Source organism: Escherichia sp. WS2035, from assembly GCF_046487065.1.
Taxonomy (GTDB): Bacteria; Pseudomonadota; Gammaproteobacteria; order Enterobacterales; family Enterobacteriaceae; genus Escherichia; species Escherichia coli.
Window position 1 is genome coordinate 82,874 of record NZ_JBJQKD010000002.1, and the last position, 16,979, is coordinate 99,852.

At 52.3% G+C, this 16,979-nt stretch carries 17 protein-coding genes; 9 read left to right on the plus strand and 8 right to left on the minus strand.

Annotated features, from left to right (window positions below; translation table 11 throughout):
- Positions 1–13 precede the first annotated feature (13 nt).
- The 6 genes from menD to pmrD all read left to right on the plus strand — a co-directional run bounded on the left by menD (position 14) and on the right by pmrD (position 6,001).
- Complete coding sequence (menD, locus tag ACJHX4_RS05205; protein WP_001296255.1) at positions 14–1,684, plus strand: 2-succinyl-5-enolpyruvyl-6-hydroxy-3-cyclohexene-1-carboxylic-acid synthase; 1,671 nt, start codon at positions 14–16, stop codon at positions 1,682–1,684.
- A complete protein-coding gene (gene menH / locus ACJHX4_RS05210; protein WP_000600520.1) occupies positions 1,681–2,439 on the plus strand; it encodes a 2-succinyl-6-hydroxy-2,4-cyclohexadiene-1-carboxylate synthase in 759 nt (252 codons plus the stop codon). The genes menD and menH overlap by 4 nt, the downstream gene beginning before the upstream one ends.
- 14 nt (positions 2,440–2,453) lie before the next feature.
- Positions 2,454–3,311 (plus strand): 1,4-dihydroxy-2-naphthoyl-CoA synthase, encoded by an 858-nt coding sequence (gene menB, locus ACJHX4_RS05215; RefSeq protein WP_000639996.1) that lies wholly within the window; start codon positions 2,454–2,456, stop codon positions 3,309–3,311.
- Positions 3,311–4,273, plus strand: a complete 963-nt coding sequence (menC, locus tag ACJHX4_RS05220; protein ID WP_001255589.1) for an o-succinylbenzoate synthase — start codon at positions 3,311–3,313, stop codon at positions 4,271–4,273. The genes menB and menC overlap by 1 nt, the downstream gene beginning before the upstream one ends.
- Positions 4,270–5,625 carry an o-succinylbenzoate--CoA ligase gene (menE, locus tag ACJHX4_RS05225; protein WP_410239909.1) on the plus strand — a complete coding sequence of 452 codons (1,356 nt, stop codon included), beginning with the start codon at positions 4,270–4,272 and terminating at the stop codon, positions 5,623–5,625. Before menC ends, menE begins: the two co-directional genes overlap by 4 nt.
- Positions 5,626–5,734: 109 nt before the next feature.
- Positions 5,735–6,001: a signal transduction protein PmrD gene (gene pmrD / locus ACJHX4_RS05230; RefSeq protein WP_001296254.1), complete on the plus strand. Its 267-nt coding sequence runs from the start codon at positions 5,735–5,737 to the stop codon at positions 5,999–6,001.
- Here the strand turns inward: pmrD and arnF are convergent.
- The 7 genes from arnF to arnB are packed head-to-tail and all read right to left on the minus strand — an operon-like array spanning position 5,995 to position 13,345.
- The gene (gene arnF / locus ACJHX4_RS05235) at positions 5,995–6,381 is read right to left on the minus strand and encodes a 4-amino-4-deoxy-L-arabinose-phosphoundecaprenol flippase subunit ArnF (RefSeq protein WP_000523864.1); all 387 of its coding nucleotides are present in this window, start codon (positions 6,379–6,381) and stop codon (positions 5,995–5,997) included. The genes pmrD and arnF overlap by 7 nt on opposite strands.
- A complete protein-coding gene (gene arnE, locus ACJHX4_RS05240; RefSeq protein ID WP_000638016.1) occupies positions 6,381–6,716 on the minus strand; it encodes a 4-amino-4-deoxy-L-arabinose-phosphoundecaprenol flippase subunit ArnE in 336 nt (111 codons plus the stop codon). The genes arnF and arnE overlap by 1 nt, the downstream gene beginning before the upstream one ends.
- A complete protein-coding gene (arnT, locus tag ACJHX4_RS05245) occupies positions 6,713–8,365 on the minus strand; it encodes a lipid IV(A) 4-amino-4-deoxy-L-arabinosyltransferase (RefSeq protein WP_000844008.1) in 1,653 nt (550 codons plus the stop codon). Before arnT ends, arnE begins: the two co-directional genes overlap by 4 nt.
- Positions 8,365–9,255, minus strand: coding sequence for a 4-deoxy-4-formamido-L-arabinose-phosphoundecaprenol deformylase (arnD, locus tag ACJHX4_RS05250; RefSeq protein ID WP_000169713.1), 891 nt, complete (start codon positions 9,253–9,255; stop codon positions 8,365–8,367). The genes arnT and arnD overlap by 1 nt, the downstream gene beginning before the upstream one ends.
- Entirely contained in the window at positions 9,252–11,234 is a 1,983-nt protein-coding gene (gene arnA, locus ACJHX4_RS05255) for a bifunctional UDP-4-amino-4-deoxy-L-arabinose formyltransferase/UDP-glucuronic acid oxidase ArnA (protein ID WP_000860311.1), read from the minus strand. The genes arnD and arnA overlap by 4 nt, the downstream gene beginning before the upstream one ends.
- Entirely contained in the window at positions 11,234–12,202 is a 969-nt protein-coding gene (gene arnC / locus ACJHX4_RS05260; RefSeq protein ID WP_000461638.1) for an undecaprenyl-phosphate 4-deoxy-4-formamido-L-arabinose transferase, read from the minus strand. Before arnC ends, arnA begins: the two co-directional genes overlap by 1 nt.
- A 3-nt stretch (positions 12,203–12,205) precedes the next feature.
- A complete protein-coding gene (gene arnB, locus ACJHX4_RS05265; RefSeq protein WP_000012638.1) occupies positions 12,206–13,345 on the minus strand; it encodes a UDP-4-amino-4-deoxy-L-arabinose aminotransferase in 1,140 nt (379 codons plus the stop codon).
- A 307-nt stretch (positions 13,346–13,652) separates the two neighbouring features.
- Here arnB and ais point away from each other — a divergent pair, with 307 nt between their 5' ends.
- Positions 13,653–14,255, plus strand: coding sequence for a lipopolysaccharide core heptose(II)-phosphate phosphatase Ais (ais, locus tag ACJHX4_RS05270; RefSeq protein WP_000879110.1), 603 nt, complete (start codon positions 13,653–13,655; stop codon positions 14,253–14,255).
- Between the two features lie 38 nt (positions 14,256–14,293).
- Here the strand turns inward: ais and nudI are convergent, their stop codons facing one another.
- Positions 14,294–14,719 (minus strand): nucleoside triphosphatase NudI, encoded by a 426-nt coding sequence (nudI, locus tag ACJHX4_RS05275; RefSeq protein ID WP_001249883.1) that lies wholly within the window; start codon positions 14,717–14,719, stop codon positions 14,294–14,296.
- A 278-nt stretch (positions 14,720–14,997) separates the two neighbouring features.
- Here nudI and ACJHX4_RS05280 point away from each other — a divergent pair, with 278 nt between their 5' ends.
- Entirely contained in the window at positions 14,998–15,540 is a 543-nt protein-coding gene (locus ACJHX4_RS05280) for a YfaZ family outer membrane protein (RefSeq protein WP_001296251.1), read from the plus strand.
- A gap of 99 nt (positions 15,541–15,639) precedes the next feature.
- Positions 15,640–16,842 (plus strand): nicotinamide mononucleotide deamidase-related protein YfaY, encoded by a 1,203-nt coding sequence (locus ACJHX4_RS05285; protein WP_000921607.1) that lies wholly within the window; start codon positions 15,640–15,642, stop codon positions 16,840–16,842.
- Positions 16,843–16,979 lie beyond the last annotated feature (137 nt).

The window sequence follows — 16,979 nt, forward strand, 5'->3', positions numbered from 1 at the left end:
ACCGGACAAACTCATGTCAGTAAGCGCATTTAACCGACGCTGGGCGGCGGTCATTCTGGAAGCATTAACGCGTCACGGCGTCAGACACATCTGTATCGCCCCTGGCTCGCGTTCTACACCGTTAACGTTAGCGGCGGCGGAGAATTCCGCATTCATTCACCACACCCATTTCGATGAGCGTGGACTGGGGCATCTGGCGCTGGGGCTGGCGAAAGTCAGCAAGCAGCCGGTGGCGGTGATTGTGACCTCCGGCACGGCGGTAGCAAATCTCTATCCGGCGCTGATTGAAGCTGGGTTAACCGGAGAAAAACTGATCCTGTTAACCGCCGATCGCCCGCCGGAGCTGATTGACTGCGGCGCGAATCAGGCGATTCGTCAGCCGGGAATGTTCGCCTCTCACCCCACGCACAGTATTTCACTGCCGCGCCCGACCCAGGATATCCCCGCACGTTGGCTGGTTTCTACCATCGACCACGCTCTCGGTACGCTTCATGCTGGTGGAGTCCATATCAACTGCCCGTTTGCTGAACCGCTGTATGGCGAAATGGACGACACGGGGATTAGCTGGCAACAGCGGCTGGGCGACTGGTGGCAGGACGACAAACCGTGGCTGCGTGAAGCGCCTCGTCGGGAAAGTGAAAAACAGCGCGACTGGTTCTTCTGGCGACAAAAGCGCGGTGTGGTGGTTGCCGGGCGCATGAGTGCGGAAGAGGGCAAAAAAGTTGCACTGTGGGCGCAAACTCTTGGCTGGCCGCTGATTGGCGACGTGCTGTCGCAAACCGGACAGCCGCTGCCGTGTGCCGATCTCTGGTTAGGCAATGCCAAAGCGACCAGCGAACTGCAACAGGCACAAATAGTGGTGCAATTGGGAAGCAGCCTGACGGGGAAACGACTCCTCCAATGGCAGGCAAGCTGTGAACCAGAAGAGTACTGGATTGTTGATGACATTGAAGGGCGACTTGATCCGGCACACCATCGCGGACGTCGCTTAATTGCCAATATTGCCGACTGGCTGGAGCTGCATCCGGCAGAAAAACGCCAGCCCTGGTGCGTTGAAATCCCGCGCCTGGCGGAACAGGCAATGCAGGCGGTTATTGCCCGTCGCGATGCGTTTGGCGAAGCGCAACTGGCGCATCGCATCAGCGACTATTTGCCTGAACAGGGGCAATTGTTTGTCGGTAACAGCCTGGTGGTGCGTCTGATTGATGCGCTTTCGCAACTTCCGGCAGGTTACCCGGTGTACAGCAACCGTGGTGCCAGCGGTATCGACGGGCTGCTCTCGACTGCCGCCGGCGTTCAGCGGGCAAGCGGCAAACCGACGCTGGCGATTGTGGGCGATCTCTCCGCACTTTACGATCTCAACGCGCTGGCGTTATTGCGCCAGGTTTCCGCACCGCTGGTATTAATTGTGGTGAACAACAACGGCGGGCAAATTTTTTCGCTGTTGCCAACGCCGAAAAGCGAGCGCGGGCGTTTCTATCTGATGCCGCAAAACGTCCATTTTGAGCACGCCGCCGCGATGTTCGAGCTGAAATATCATCGTCCGCAAAACTGGCAGGAACTTGAAACGACACTAGTCGATGCCTGGCGTACGCCGACCACCACGGTGATTGAAATGGTGGTTAACGACACCGATGGTGCGCAAACGCTCCAGCAACTTCTGGCGCAGGTAAGCCATTTATGATCCTGCACGCGCAGGCAAAACACGGCAAACCAGGTTTACCCTGGCTGGTGTTTTTGCACGGTTTTTCCGGCGATTGCCATGAATGGCAAGAAGTGGGCGAGGCGTTTGCCGACTACTCGCGGTTGTATGTTGATCTCCCAGGTCACGGTGGTTCAGCGACGATCAGCGTCGATGGATTTGATGATGTCACCGACTTACTGTGTAAAACGCTGGTTAGTTACAACATCCTTAACTTCTGGCTGGTGGGGTACTCGCTTGGCGGACGGGTGGCGATGATGGCGGCTTGCCAGGAGCTGGCGGGGCTTTGTGGAGTTGTTGTCGAAGGCGGGCATCCTGGGTTGCAAAATGCTGAACAACGCGCGGAACGTCAGCGTTCCGATCGCCAATGGGCGCAGCGTTTTCGTACAGAACCGTTAACGGCGGTATTTGCCGATTGGTATCAACAGCCTGTTTTTGCCTCGCTCAATGACGATCAACGCCGGGAGCTGGTGGCGCTGCGCAGCAACAATAATGGCGCAACCCTTGCCGCCATGCTGGAGGCGACTTCTCTCGCCGTCCAGCCCGATTTACGTGCTAACCTTAGCGCCCGCACATTTGCGTTTTATTATTTATGTGGTGAACGTGACAGCAAATTCCGCGCTCTGGCGGCGGAACTGGCTGCCGACTGCCATGTCATTCCTCGCGCCGGACATAACGCGCACCGGGAAAATCCCGCTGGCGTAATCGCAAGTCTGGCGCAGATCTTGCGTTTCTGACTAAAGGACACAATATGATTTATCCTGATGAAGCAATGCTTTACGCACCGGTTGAATGGCACGACTGCTCCGAAGGTTTTGAGGACATTCGTTATGAAAAATCCACCGACGGTATCGCAAAAATCACCATTAATCGTCCGCAGGTGCGCAATGCCTTCCGTCCTCTGACGGTAAAAGAGATGATCCAGGCGCTGGCGGATGCGCGTTATGACGACAACATCGGCGTGATCATTCTGACTGGTGCAGGCGATAAAGCGTTCTGCTCCGGTGGTGACCAGAAAGTGCGTGGCGATTACGGCGGCTATAAAGATGATTCCGGCGTACATCACCTGAACGTGCTGGACTTCCAGCGTCAGATCCGTACCTGTCCGAAACCGGTTGTCGCGATGGTGGCTGGCTACTCCATCGGCGGCGGTCACGTTCTGCACATGATGTGCGACCTGACTATCGCGGCTGATAATGCCATCTTCGGCCAGACTGGCCCGAAAGTCGGTTCCTTCGACGGCGGCTGGGGCGCTTCCTACATGGCTCGCATCGTCGGACAGAAAAAAGCGCGTGAAATCTGGTTCTTGTGCCGTCAGTACGACGCGAAACAGGCGCTGGATATGGGCCTTGTAAACACCGTGGTACCGCTGGCGGATCTGGAAAAAGAAACCGTCCGTTGGTGCCGTGAAATGCTGCAAAACAGCCCGATGGCGCTGCGCTGCCTGAAAGCTGCGCTGAACGCCGACTGTGACGGGCAGGCGGGGCTGCAGGAGCTGGCGGGCAACGCTACCATGCTGTTCTACATGACGGAAGAAGGTCAGGAAGGTCGCAATGCTTTCAACCAGAAACGTCAGCCTGATTTCAGCAAATTTAAACGGAATCCGTAATGCGTAGCGCGCAGGTATACCGCTGGCAGATCCCCATGGACGCGGGGGTGGTTCTGCGCGACAGGCGGTTAAAAACCCGCGACGGGCTGTATGTTTGCCTGCGTGAGGGTGAGCGCGAAGGGTGGGGGGAGATCTCCCCACTGCCGGGCTTCAGTCAGGAAACCTGGGAAGATGCGCAAAGTGTGCTGCTTGCCTGGGTAAATAACTGGCTGGCAGGCGATTGCGAATTACCGCAGATGCCTTCCGTTGCCTTTGGCGTAAGTTGTGCATTGGCGGAGCTGGCAGATACGCTCCCGCAGGCGGCCAATTACCGTGCGGCACCGCTGTGTAATGGCGATCCTGACGATCTGATCCTCAAACTTGCCGATATGCCTGGCGAGAAAGTGGCGAAGGTCAAAGTGGGATTGTATGAAGCCGTGCGCGACGGCATGGTGGTGAATCTGTTGCTGGAGGCAATTCCGGATCTGCATTTGCGTCTTGACGCGAATCGCGCCTGGACACCGCTGAAAGGCCAGCAGTTTGCCAAATACGTTAACCCGGATTATCGCCACCGCATCGCATTTCTCGAAGAGCCGTGCAAAACCCGCGATGATTCGCGTGCGTTTGCCCGTGAAACCGGCATTGCCATTGCCTGGGATGAAAGCTTGCGCGAGCCGGATTTTGCCTTTGTAGCTGAAGAGGGCGTGCGCGCGGTAGTTATCAAACCCACGCTCACGGGCAGCCTGGAGAAAGTACGCGAGCAGGTGAAGGCGGCGCATGCGCTGGGGCTGACGGCGGTGATCAGTTCTTCCATTGAGTCGAGCTTAGGTCTAATGCAACTGGCGCGGATTGCTGCCTGGTTAACGCCAGACACCATTCCGGGACTGGACACGCTGGATCTGATGCAGGTGCAGCAGGTTCGTCGCTGGCCGGGGAGTCCACTGCCGTTAGTGGACGTTGATGCACTGGAGCGGCTGTTATGATCTTCTCTGACTGGCCGTGGCGTTACTGGCGGCAAGTGCGGGGAGAAGCCATCGCCTTACGTCTTAATGACGAGCAACTCAACTGGCGCGAGCTTTGTGCTCGCGTCGATGAATTAGCCTCCAGCTTTGCGGCGCAGGGTGTGGTTGCGGGCAGCGGCGTGATGTTGCGGGCGTGGAATACGCCGCAAACGCTGCTGGCCTGGCTGGCGTTACTGCAATGCGGGGCGCGGGTGTTGCCCGTGAACCCTCAGCTGCCGCAACCGCTGCTTGAGGAATTGCTGCCCAATCTTACGCTGCAATTTGCGCTGGTGCCGGAAGGGGAAAACACGTTTCCGGCGTTAACGTCGCTGCATATTCAGCAGGTTGAAGGCGTACATGCCGTGGCGTGGCAGCCGACGCGTCTGTGCTCAATGACGTTAACCTCTGGTTCCACTGGCTTGCCGAAAGCCGCTGTTCATACTTATCAGGCTCATCTTGCCAGCGCCGAAGGGGTGTTATCGCTGATTCCGTTTGGCGATCACGATGACTGGTTGCTCTCTTTACCGCTGTTTCACGTCTCCGGTCAGGGAATTATGTGGCGCTGGTTATACGCTGGTGCGCGGATGACGGTACGTGATAAACAGCCATTGGAGCAAATGCTGGCAGGCTGTACGCACGCTTCACTGGTGCCAACACAACTCTGGCGTTTGCTGGTTAACCGTAGTTCCGTTTCCCTGAAAGCGGTTTTACTTGGCGGCGCGGCTATCCCGGTCGAGTTGACGGAACAGGCGCGCGAGCAGGGGATTCGGTGCTTTTGCGGCTATGGTCTGACCGAGTTTGCCTCCACGGTGTGTGCGAAAGAAGCCGACGGTCTGGCAGACGTCGGTTCGCCGCTGCCGGGTCGGGAAGTGAAAATCGTAAACGACGAAGTGTGGCTGCGGGCTGCCAGCATGGCAGAAGGTTACTGGCGTAACGGGCAACGGGTTCCACTGGTTAATGACGAAGGCTGGTACGCCACGCGCGATCGCGGTGAGATGCATAATGGCAAGCTGACCATTGTCGGACGTTTAGACAATCTGTTCTTCAGTGGTGGCGAAGGCATTCAGCCAGAAGAAGTCGAGCGCGTTATTGCTGCACATCCTGCGGTTTTGCAGGTGTTTATCGTTCCCGTTGCTGACAAGGAGTTTGGTCATCGACCGGTAGCGGTGGTGGAGTATGACCAGCAAACCGTTGATCTTGGCGAATGGGTGAAAGATAAGCTGGCCCGTTTTCAACAACCGGTGCGCTGGCTGACTTTACCGCCGGAGCTGAAAAACGGCGGTATTAAAATTTCACGTCAGGCGTTAAAAGAGTGGGTGCAACGCCAGGATTAAGAAATCATTAGTTTCACTTCGCAATTTTGCCATTCCATTGCCGTTGATAATAGGTTTATCTGTTAATCTGTAAATTGATGTGAAAACTCTTATCAAACAGGATAATGCAATGGAATGGCTGGTCAAAAAATCGTGCTGCAATAAACAAAATAACAGACATGTACTTATGCTCTGCGATGCTGGCGGCGCGATAAAAATGATCGCCGAAGTGAAGAGTGACTTCGCCGTGAAAGTGGGGGATTTACTCTCGCCTTTGCAGAATGCGCTTTACTGTATTAATCGTGAAAAGCTGCACACGGTGAAAGTTCTTTCTGCAAGCTGTTATAGCCCCGATGAGTGGGAACGGCAGTGTAAAGCGGCAGGGAAAACTCAGTAACGTTGTTTTGTTGTGGGCAGGAAAATCAGCATCAACCCGCTCATAATACAGGCTACTCCCAGTAGTGCTTTCAGCGAAAAAGTCCCTTCCCAGCCGGGAAGTACCATTGAAGCAATCCATACCAGCACATAACTCATACTGAGCAAGGCATAGGCTTTGCTTAGCGCAAGTTTATGTAGTGTTTTATACCAACAAAAAACGGAAAGCAGATAACCCAGCAGCCCGAGTAACAATATCCGGGCATCCAGGCCAAAAGCTAACAGCGCCGCGATAAAATCCCATAAGTGCGTCATTGGCGGCAGATGACTCGCCGCAAAACCCAAGCTTAATTGCGCAGCGGAGGCGATAATGACGCTGAATAATCCCCACATCAGGCCCATTACACCGTACTCCCGAGGATCACAATGCCGCCAATAATGAACGCCACCCCACACCAGTGACGCAGCGATACCGGCTCGTGCCACAGTTTTACTGCAGCCAGCGTTACCCAGACAAAATTCAGACTTAACATCGGGTAGGCAATGCCTACCGGTACGTTCTGCAAGACCAGCAGCCAGAGCACCATGGCAAGGCCAAGACAAGCCAGCGCCAGTCCCAGCCACAGCACGATATGTTTGCGCCGTTTGTTTACCGCCGCAAAGCAGGTTGCCTGTTTCTGACACAACTGCCCGGCAACGCTAAGCAAGCTGGCAAAGACTAATGTTAGCCAGATCATTTGGGCCGATACTGAATGAGTACCAGACGTCCCTGACGATCGATGGCATCAGCGGGCGGAATGGCGAGACTATTGATATCTTCATCGCGGTCAACCGAAAGCACGAGTGTAATAATCCCCTCCTGACGATGTTGATTAAGCCAGTTTGCGAACTCATCACCGCTGACAAATCTCCCTTTTGCATCCGGATAATTAAGGCCATATTTCAACTCACCTGTCTGGCGATACATGATGATGTCATCGCGTTGCAGGCTCCATGCCAGACCTGCGGCAACACCGACGCTATCAGTAAGAATATAGCGGCTTGGCTGAAGTGATTCTTGTGTCATCTCGACAAAAAATTGCGGATGTTTTCCTTCCATGACTCTGTCAGGAATTGAAAATCCTACCAGCAACGCCAGCCCCAGCGGGCAAAGCGCGGCAAAAGGCCAGGTCTTTTCGACGTTTGTTAAGGTGTACCAGCCGAAAAATGCCCATAGCGAAAAAATAGACCAGGCACAAAAGACTTTATAGCTCTCGAAGGTTTGCCACACCGGTGTGTTCATTGGTCCCCAGGGGGAGACCACAAATGTGGCAATAATGCCAGTGACGCCAAAAGCGATGTTAATCCAGCCATTAATCCGCAACGCCAGAGGATTATTTTTTGCTGCCAGCAAAGCGTAATGCGCCATCAGCATTGCCAGAGGTGCAAAGCAGGAAAGAATATAGGTGGGCAATTTGCCTTTAGCGACGGAGAAAAACAGCAGCGGCATTATCGTCCAGCTCAACAAATAAACGGTTGCGGAATGCTTGCGGTTTTTCCAGCCAGCGTACAGTGCACCGGGGAGTAATCCCAGCCACGGCAGGCTACCGGCAATGATGACCGGCAAGTAGTACCAGAACGGCGCTCTATGTTGGGCATCATCCAGTGCAAAGCGTTGAATATGCTCAACCCAGAAAAAATAGTGCCAGAAGTCAGGCTCCCGCTGCGCTATCGCCAGTCCCCAGGGGAGAACCGTCAGTACGCAACTGATAACCGCCAGCCAGCCGTAAATAAAGAGATCTTTCCAGCGTTTTTGCGTTGCTACCCATGGCAGCACGCTTAATACCGGCACGGCAAGGGCGAGAAAACCTTTGGTCATCACCCCCATGCCGCAGGTGATTCCCAGCAGTAAAAATCCTGCGCTTTTGCCTTTCCACGTCTGTGCCTGCATTGCCAGCCAGAAGCTGCACATTCCCGCCACCAGCCAGAAGGCAATAAACGGATCGAGCACGGCATAAGTGCCGATGGCATAGACAATAAACAATGAGAGATAAATTACTGTGGCGAGTAAAGCCAGACGTTTATCGCGCCATAAGCGCAGAGTAAACCAGGTCATCAGCGCGGCAGTTAACAGGGTCGCAAAGATAACGCCTGCCCGCACACCAAAGTTATTCGCGCCAAATAGCCATTGCCCAATGCTGTTAATCCAGTATCCGGCAATGGGTTTTTCGAAATAACGTAGCCCTAACAGATGGGGAACAATCCAGTCGCCGGATGCCAGCATTTCCCGACTGATTTCCGCATAACGCGTTTCATCTGGTTGCCAGAGCAGACGCGTGCTGATCGGTAACAGGTAATAGCAGGCAATAAATGCGAAGAGGCCGATAAGGTAACGTACCGATTTCATCAGTGACTACCCGCCATTTGTTGGCAACCCAGCCAGCCTTCACGTCCGGCAATATTTCCGCGAACAACTTGTCCGAGCGGCAACGTCCCTGATAACAGTTCGCTTAAAGGGCAAAATGTCACGCCTTCCTGAGCTGCGCGTTTCAGGAGATCCACAAAATTATGCTGATAAGCGCAGCCTTCAACTTCGGCATGAATGGTATAAACCGGCGTGCCTTTATCTCGCTGGATGCGGTTGAGTAACCAACCGTTAAAATCTTCTGCTTTCACATCCCGACCAATCACTTCATCCCAGGTGGGTAAGGTCACCGGAATTTGCGCAGTGCCGGGGGTTCCTGATTCGAGCAATGGACGAAACGGCATCGCCCCACGACAATCGCTGTTGTAGCGCAAATGGAACGCTTCTTTTGCTTCGATCACCTGTTGGTCAGCACGCCAGCCAGCAGCGGCAGAACAGGTTACCGGTTGACCGATAATCTCTTCCAGGGTGCGAAGGCCGCGTGCAATATCGTCGATCATTGTTTGCCGATCCCAATTACCGCTATGGGCTTGCCAGGCATGGTGATCCCAGGCGTGCAGGCCGACTTCGTGATGTTTAGCCGCTTCACGAATGATATCGGCATTGGCATGACCAATCTCTTTACCTGGCCAGGCCGTACCTGCCAGTAAAATATCCCAGCCATAAAGCGATGCCGCGTTTGAGCGCAGCATCTTCCACAAAAACTGTGGCTTCACCAGTCGCCAGAGATGGCGGCCCATATTGTCCGGGCCGACGCTGAAAAAAATGCTGGCCTGAATATTATGCTTACTCAAGATTTCCAGCAGACGCGGCACGCCTTCACGGGTGCCACGAAAGGTATCGACATCAATGCGTAAGCCGACTTTGGTCATGATGGTTTATCCGTAAGATCAACGGTGCGCAGGAAGAAATCCAGCGTTTCGTCGATGGTTTCCTGCATATCAATTTTCGGTTCCCAGTCCAGGCAGCGGCGGGCATTGCGGATGCTCGGTTTACGATGCTCTACGTCCTGATATCCTTTGCCATAGTAGCTGCTACTTTCGACAACACGAAAGCCCGCAAACGGTGGGAAGTAATGGCGCAGCGGATGTTTTTCGAAGCTCGCCAGCAGCATCTCACCCAGTTCTTCAATGCTCGCTTCGTTCTCAGGATTGCCAATGTTGATAATTTCGCCATCGCAGCGATTTCCCGCATTTTCGATAATGCGGTATAACGCCTCGATACCATCCCGAATATCAGTAAAGCAGCGTTTTTGTTTTCCGCCATCAATCAGCTTAATCGGTGAACCTTCTACCAGATTGAGAATGAGTTGCGTAATAGCGCGGGAGCTGCCAATTCGCGCTGCATTAAGGTTATCCAGTCGTGGCCCCATCCAGTTAAACGGGCGGAAGAGGGTGAACTGTAAACCTTCTTTTTCGCCATAGGCCCAGATCACCCGATCAAGTAATTGTTTAGACACCGAATAAATCCAGCGTGGTTTATTCACCGGGCCGACGATTAAATTAGAATGATCCTCATCGAAGTATTTATCGCTACACATCCCATAAACTTCTGAAGTCGACGGGAAGATGATTCGCTTACGGTACTTCACGCAGTAGCGGATAATGCGCAGATTCTCTTCGAAATCGAGTTCAAATACGCGCAGCGGGTTGCGGGTATATTCAATCGGCGTGGCTATCGCCACCAGCGGCAACACGACATCACATTTTTTGACGTGATACTCAATCCATTCGGAATGAATACTGATATCGCCTTCGACAAAGTGAAAATGCGGATGATTCAGAAAACGGCTTATCGCATCGCTGCCAATATCCAGACCGTAAACTTCATAATGATCTTCGCGCAGCAGGCGTTCTGTCAGATGGTTGCCAATAAAGCCATTCACCCCGAGGATGAGTACCCGGGTACGGCGTCGGGCGGCACAGGCAGGCTGGCTATTCAAGCGTGAACCTTGCACCAGGCCCAGCGTCTGCGCTAATTGCGAGCCCTGCATAGTAATGCCGTCGCCCGCCTGTCCAGTGACGATTTCCAGCGCGCCATCGCCACAGGCAATCAGCAGTGGTGCAACAGAAATCACGCTCCCCGGCAGTGCTTTGCTGGCATGAGGATGAACACGCGACGACCAGACGGTGAATTTCTGATTGCCAACATAGCTGAAGGCACCCGGCCACGGATCGGCAACGGCACGCACCATGTTGTGCAGTACGGATGCCGGCTTATGCCATTCGAGGAAACTGTCATCCGGCGTTCTGCGACCAAAACAGGTGGCTTCGTTTTCGCGCTGGGCGATTTCCAGAATATTACCGTGTTTAATGGCGGGTAATGTCTGTTCCAGTAGCTGGCGCGCGGCATGGCACAATTTATGATGCAGCGTAATGGCGATATCGTCTGGCGCAATGGCAACGCGCAGTTGTGCCACAATGGCCCCGGCATCGGCACGTTTCACCATTCGGTGCAATGTAACGCCAGTTTCCGTTTCACCGTTCACCAGCACCCAGTTCAGCGGCGCGCGACCACGATATTTTGGTAACAGCGAACCATGCAGATTAAATGCACCTCTCGGAGCGAGCTGCAAAATCTCATCGCAAATAAGATGGCGATAATAAAAAGAGAAAATCACCTCTGGTGATAGTTGGGCAATGCGTTCCACCCACAGCGGATGATTAACGTTATCCGGCGCATAAACTGGAATGCCTCTTTCCGCTGCCAGTCGGGCAACCGAACCATAAAAGGCTTTTTCACCGGGGTTATCAGTATGGGTAAAAATGGCGCTAATTTCGTAACCGGCAGACAGCAGGGCTTCAATACCGAGGCATCCCATATCGTGGTAGGCAAAAACGACGGTTTTCATTATTCATTTTCCTTGCTGGATGGACGGATAACTTGCTGAACAAAATAGCGGGGGCGGGCGCGGACATCGGTGTAGATCCTGCCGATATATTCACCGAGCAATCCCATGCCGATAAACTGAGCGCCAATAAAAGTAAACAGCACGGCAAATAGCATAAAGACGCCTTCTGCCGCCCATTGTGGTCCGAAGGTCAGGCGTAAAATCACCAGCAGCACCGCAATGCTAAAACCGCCAATCGCAATAATGCTGCCGAGCAAACTCAACATACGTAGCGGCGTTGTGGTAAGGCAGGTCACCAGGTCGTACATCAAATTAATCAGGCGCATAAAGCTGTATTTGGATTCACCAAACTCACGCTCGGCATGGTGCACTGGAATTTCAATGGCACGGCGGGCGAAGATATTCGCCAGAATCGGGATAAAGGTGCTGCGTTCATGGCAGTGCAACATCGCATCGACAATATGACGGCGATAGGCGCGCAGCATACAACCATAGTCACCCATCGCTTTGCCGGTGGTGCGCTGAATAAGCCGGTTAATCATCTTCGAAGCGGTTTTACGAAACCAGCTGTCCTGGCGGTTCTGGCGTACAGTCCCTACCACGTCGTAACCTTCATCGGCTTTTGCCACCAGACGGGGGATCTCCTCTGGCGGATTCTGGAGATCGGCATCGAGGGTAATAATTAAGTCGCCGGTGACGTGACTGAATCCCGCCATAATCGCTGAATGTTGCCCGTAATTGCGGTTAAGCAAAATAGACACAATATGGCTGCCCTCCGCTTGTGAGGCTTCGACCAGCACATGCGCGGAATTATCGCTACTGCCGTCATCAATCAGCAGGATTTCATACTCTTTCCCCAGTGATTCACAGGCTGCGGTGGTGCGCCTGATTAATTCCGGTAAGCTTTCCTGCTCGTTATAAACGGGAATAACCACCGAGACTTTCTTAACAGGGTGGATTTCAAACATGGCTTATTGTCCTGCGAGTTGCTGAAGGGCTGTGATGACGCGGTCGGCATCGGCGGTGGTCATATCCGGGAACAGCGGCAATGAACAGATGCGTTCGCTATTCCATTCGGTATTCGGTAACGACAGCGTGGGAAAACGCTCGCGATAATATTTTTGTGTGTGAGCAGCGCGGAAATGTAACCCGGTACCAATGCCTCTTTCTTTTAACGCTTCCATCAACGCATCGCGACTGATACCACAACGTTGTTCATCGACACGAATAATAAACAGATGCCAGGCGTGAACGTGCGGCCAGGCGGGAAGGCTTAATGGCTGAAAGGGGAGAGTTGCCAGTGCTTGCTGATATTGCTGGGCAATTTCGCGCCGCCGGGTGTTGAGGTGCTCTAATTTGACTAACTGTGTCAGGGCAATCGCGGCGTTAATATCGGTCAGATTGTACTTATAGCCCGGCGTTAAGACTTCAGCCTGCGGTGCACGGCCCCAGGTATGTCTGTCATAGGCATCGACACCCAGACCGTGAAATTTCAGCATCCGCAGCTGGCGGGCAAGATTTTCATTATCAGTAACAATCAGGCCACCTTCCGCACAGGTAATATTTTTGATGGCGTGAAACGAAAAAATAGCGGTACCTTTTGCGCCAATATGTCGCCCTTTGTAATACGTACCTACGGCATGGGCAGCATCTTCGATAACTGCGATGCCGTAACGTTCGCCAATGGCGCGAATGGCGTCAATATCTGCTGGCGCACCGGCATAATGCACCGGAATGATGGCTTTAGTGCGTGGTGTAATGGCTGCTTCGATCGCTTCAGGCGTGACCATCAGCGTATCGCGGTCGACATCCACCATTACCGGCGTTGCACCCAGCAAGGAAATCATATTGAGGGTTGAAACCCAGGTCAGGGAAGGCGTAATCACTTCATCGCCCTTGCCAATTTCCAACGCCATTAGCGTGATATGCATTCCGGCGGTGGCTGAACTGACCGCGATGGCATGCTGATTTCCCGTCAACTGGCAAAAAGCTTGTTCAAGCGCCTGATTCTTCGGACCGGTTGTGATCCAACCGGATTCGAGAACCTCTTTAACTGCAGCGAGTTCCTCTACGCCCATTGCTGGTCGCGAAAAAGGCAAAAATCCTGACATTGTTTTTCCATCCGTCATTGAATACCTGTCCACTTATATTTGCTATAAAGAGTGTTGTGTATATTTTGCCATTTGGAGCAAAATTTTAAGGATAGAATATTAACTTAACCTTAAGAAACTAATATTAGACGTAAATATTGAAATTTTTATATTTTTTCTTATTTAGACTTTGCATTTGGCAAAATTTTGAGGCATTTTGCCGGCATCATAGGATTTTTAATATTACACCAACTGCTAATTATCGCCAGAAAAGTCGCTCAATTTCACGGTAATTGTCTGGTTGCGCTTGTCTACAGGTGGAGTTTACGTGTTAGCTTTTTGCCGATCTTCGTTGAAGTCAAAAAAATATTTCATCATTTTACTGGCGCTCGCTGCAATTGCCGGACTGGGGACTCATGCCGCCTGGAGTAGCAATGGTTTGCCACGCATCGACAATAAAACACTGGCCAGACTGGCACAGCAGCACCCGGTTGTCGTTTTGTTTCGCCATGCTGAACGTTGCGATCGTTCAACCAATCAATGCTTGTCAGATAAAACAGGTATTACGGTCAAAGGTACCCAGGATGCCCGTGAACTGGGCAACGCTTTTAGTGCTGATATCCCTGATTTTGATCTCTATTCCAGTAATACCGTCCGGACTATTCAGTCGGCGACCTGGTTTTCGGCGGGTAAAAAGCTGACGGTAGATAAACGATTTCTTCAATGCGGTAATGAGATTTATAGTGCAATTAAAGACTTACAACGCAAAGCACCTGATAAAAATATCGTTATTTTTACCCATAATCATTGCCTGACATATATTGCTAAAGATAAGCGTGATGCGACATTTAAACCTGATTATCTGGATGGTTTAGTCATGCATGTGGAAAAAGGCAAAGTTTATCTGGATGGGGAATTCGTTAACCACTAAATTTTCAATCTGACAGCCAGTGATGGCTGTCATCATTGTTAAAGAAGACCTTTCAAACGTAACGTTTTTCGGGTGGCAACATTCAAATCATAATGCACCAGATCTTCAGGTTTTACCCACGCGTAGTCCTGAAACTCTTCGTTTATTTTCACATCTCGGTTGGCAGAAACGCAGTCAAAAATCAGGTAAATCATATAAATCTCTTCCTTGCGACCATCTGCATACGTCTTGGTGCGAATATCATCGCTGAAGGTCCACGGCGTGATTTCTGTCAAAAGCAGCTGTTCTCCCAGTTCTTCGCGAATTTCGCGGCGTAGTGCCTCTTCAATTCGTTCGCCAGGCTCCACGCCGCCACCCGAAAGCGCCCATTGACCGGGGAAAACGCCGCGATCGTCGGCCATTTTACACAGCAAATAAGCACCATCATTTTGAATCAAAGGGCATACAATAGTCCGTTGTCGCACAGGGGTATTCCTTATAAATAAAAAGAAACCATGAGAATACGGTAACTCAGAAATATGTGAAAGTGACAGTAATCTCTTTTGCGATGATAACTACATTTATTATTATTTTTGTGTGTATCGATAAAGTGTGTTTATTTTTTCGGCGTTTAATTATTTAAGAAGTATTTAGTTACAATAAGTGACTAGATCCCTTTTTTCGCTCATTGAATCCTCTGCGCCAGGCAGTACAATCCCGCAGCTTTGGGAATTTTGATTAATTGCTTGTGGGAAAGAGGATAATGAAAAAAATTGCGCTAGCAGGTCTGGCCGGAATGCTGTTGGTTTCTGCATCGGTCAATGCAATGAGCATCAGCGGCCAGGCGGGTAAAGAATACACCAATATTGGTGTCGGTTTTGGGACTGAATCGACGGGCCTGGCGTTAAGCGGTAACTGGACACATAACGACGACGACGGTGATGCCGCGGGCGTGGGGCTGGGGTTGAATCTGCCTCTCGGGCCATTAATGGCGACCGTTGGCGGAAAAGGCGTTTACACCAACCCGAACGATGGTGATGAAGGTTATGCAGCGGCAGTTGGCGGTGGTTTGCAGTGGCAAATTGGTGACAGCTTCCGCTTGTTTGGTGAGTATTACTACTCTCCGGATTCGCTCTCCAGCGGAATTAAAAGTTATGAAGAAGCGAATGCTGGCGCGCGTTACACCATTATGCGTCCAGTCAGCATTGAGGCTGGCTACCGTTACCTGAACCTGGCAGGTAAAAATGGCAATCGTGATAACGCCATTGCTGATGGTCCGTATGTTGGGGTAAATGCCAGCTTCTGACGCCTTCCGGCGCGGCGTTCTGTCGCGCCATTCAGTTTCTTACTACGCCCTGTCTCCCTTTGCGTTATAGTGATTCGATAACAAAAGCAGGAGATAACCATGTTAAAAGTGGAAATGTTATCCACCGGGGATGAAGTGTTACACGGGCAAATCGTTGACACTAACGCTGCCTGGCTGGCCGATTTTTTCTTTCATCAGGGGCTGCCATTATCTCGCCGCAATACGGTGGGGGATAACCTTGATGACTTAGTCACCATTCTTCGCGAACGTAGTCAGCACGCCGATGTGTTGATCGTTAACGGCGGGCTGGGACCGACCAGTGATGATTTAAGCGCACTCGCCGCTGCGACAGCAAAAGGTGAAGGCCTGGTGCTGCATGAAGCCTGGCTCAAAGAGATGGAACGCTATTTCCATGAACGGGGACGAGTAATGGCACCGAGCAACCGTAAACAAGCGGAGCTGCCTGCCAGTGCTGAATTTATCAATAACCCGGTAGGCACTGCCTGTGGTTTTGCCATACAGCTTAATCGTTGCCTGATGTTCTTTACCCCCGGCGTACCGTCAGAATTTAAGGTGATGGTCGAGCACGAAATCCTGCCGCGCCTGCGCGAGCGTTTTTCTTTACCACAGCCGCCGGTTTGCCTGCGTTTGACTACCTTTGGTCGTTCGGAAAGCGATCTGGCACAAAGCCTGGACACTCTACAACTGCCGCCGGGCGTAACAATGGGCTATCGCTCCTCAATGCCGATTATCGAACTGAAACTCACCGGACCGGCAAGCGAGGAACAGGCGATGGAAAAACTGTGGCTGGACGTTAAACGTGTTGCCGGACAGAGCGTGATTTTCGAAGGCACCGAAGGACTGCCCGCGCAGATCAGTCGCGAATTGCAGAGCCGCCAGTTCAGCCTGACGCTGAGCGAGCAATTCACCGGTGGTTTATTGGCTTTGCAACTTTCTCGCGCAGGTGCTCCATTGCTGGCGTGTGAAGTGGTTCCTTCACAGGAGGAAACCCTGGCGCAAACTGCGCACTGGATTACAGAACGGCGGGCGAACCATTTTGCTGGGTTGGCACTGGCTGTTTCTGGTCTGGAAGATGAGCATCTCAACTTTGCACTAGCCACGCCAGACGGCACTTTCGCTTTGCGTGTACATTTCAGTGCCACACGCTACAGTCTGGCTATTCGCCAGGAAGTGTGCGCAATGATGGCGCTTAATATGCTACGCCGTTGGTTAAACGGCCAGGACATCGCCAGCGAGCATGGCTGGATTGAGGTTGTTGAGTCCATGACCTTATCTGTCTGATTCCGCCACTCTGTGCCGGTTTACTGCACCGGCACATTCCCCCTCCGGCAAAATTTGTCCAACCTGTTGTACTCAATAAGAAAAAATCCGTGCGCTGATTCACAAATTTGTGCGTAATTTCTCCAGTCCGCTGGACG

Excerpts from the sequence above, each read along its gene's own strand:
- menD (WP_001296255.1), top strand. The coding sequence starts at position 14 with ATGTCAGTAAGCGCATTTAACCGACGCTGGGCGGCGGTCATTCTGGAA.
- menH (WP_000600520.1), top strand. The coding sequence starts at position 1,681 with ATGATCCTGCACGCGCAGGCAAAACACGGCAAACCAGGTTTACCCTGG.
- menB (WP_000639996.1), top strand. The coding sequence starts at position 2,454 with ATGATTTATCCTGATGAAGCAATGCTTTACGCACCGGTTGAATGGCAC.
- menC (WP_001255589.1), top strand. The coding sequence starts at position 3,311 with ATGCGTAGCGCGCAGGTATACCGCTGGCAGATCCCCATGGACGCGGGG.
- menE (WP_410239909.1), top strand. The coding sequence starts at position 4,270 with ATGATCTTCTCTGACTGGCCGTGGCGTTACTGGCGGCAAGTGCGGGGA.
- pmrD (WP_001296254.1), top strand. The coding sequence starts at position 5,735 with ATGGAATGGCTGGTCAAAAAATCGTGCTGCAATAAACAAAATAACAGA.
- arnF (WP_000523864.1), bottom strand. The coding sequence starts at position 6,381 with ATGGGCCTGATGTGGGGATTATTCAGCGTCATTATCGCCTCCGCTGCG.
- arnE (WP_000638016.1), bottom strand. The coding sequence starts at position 6,716 with ATGATCTGGCTAACATTAGTCTTTGCCAGCTTGCTTAGCGTTGCCGGG.
- arnT (WP_000844008.1), bottom strand. The coding sequence starts at position 8,365 with ATGAAATCGGTACGTTACCTTATCGGCCTCTTCGCATTTATTGCCTGC.
- arnD (WP_000169713.1), bottom strand. The coding sequence starts at position 9,255 with ATGACCAAAGTCGGCTTACGCATTGATGTCGATACCTTTCGTGGCACC.
- arnA (WP_000860311.1), bottom strand. The coding sequence starts at position 11,234 with ATGAAAACCGTCGTTTTTGCCTACCACGATATGGGATGCCTCGGTATT.
- arnC (WP_000461638.1), bottom strand. The coding sequence starts at position 12,202 with ATGTTTGAAATCCACCCTGTTAAGAAAGTCTCGGTGGTTATTCCCGTT.
- arnB (WP_000012638.1), bottom strand. The coding sequence starts at position 13,345 with ATGTCAGGATTTTTGCCTTTTTCGCGACCAGCAATGGGCGTAGAGGAA.
- ACJHX4_RS05280 (WP_001296251.1), top strand. The coding sequence starts at position 14,998 with ATGAAAAAAATTGCGCTAGCAGGTCTGGCCGGAATGCTGTTGGTTTCT.
- ACJHX4_RS05285 (WP_000921607.1), top strand. The coding sequence starts at position 15,640 with ATGTTAAAAGTGGAAATGTTATCCACCGGGGATGAAGTGTTACACGGG.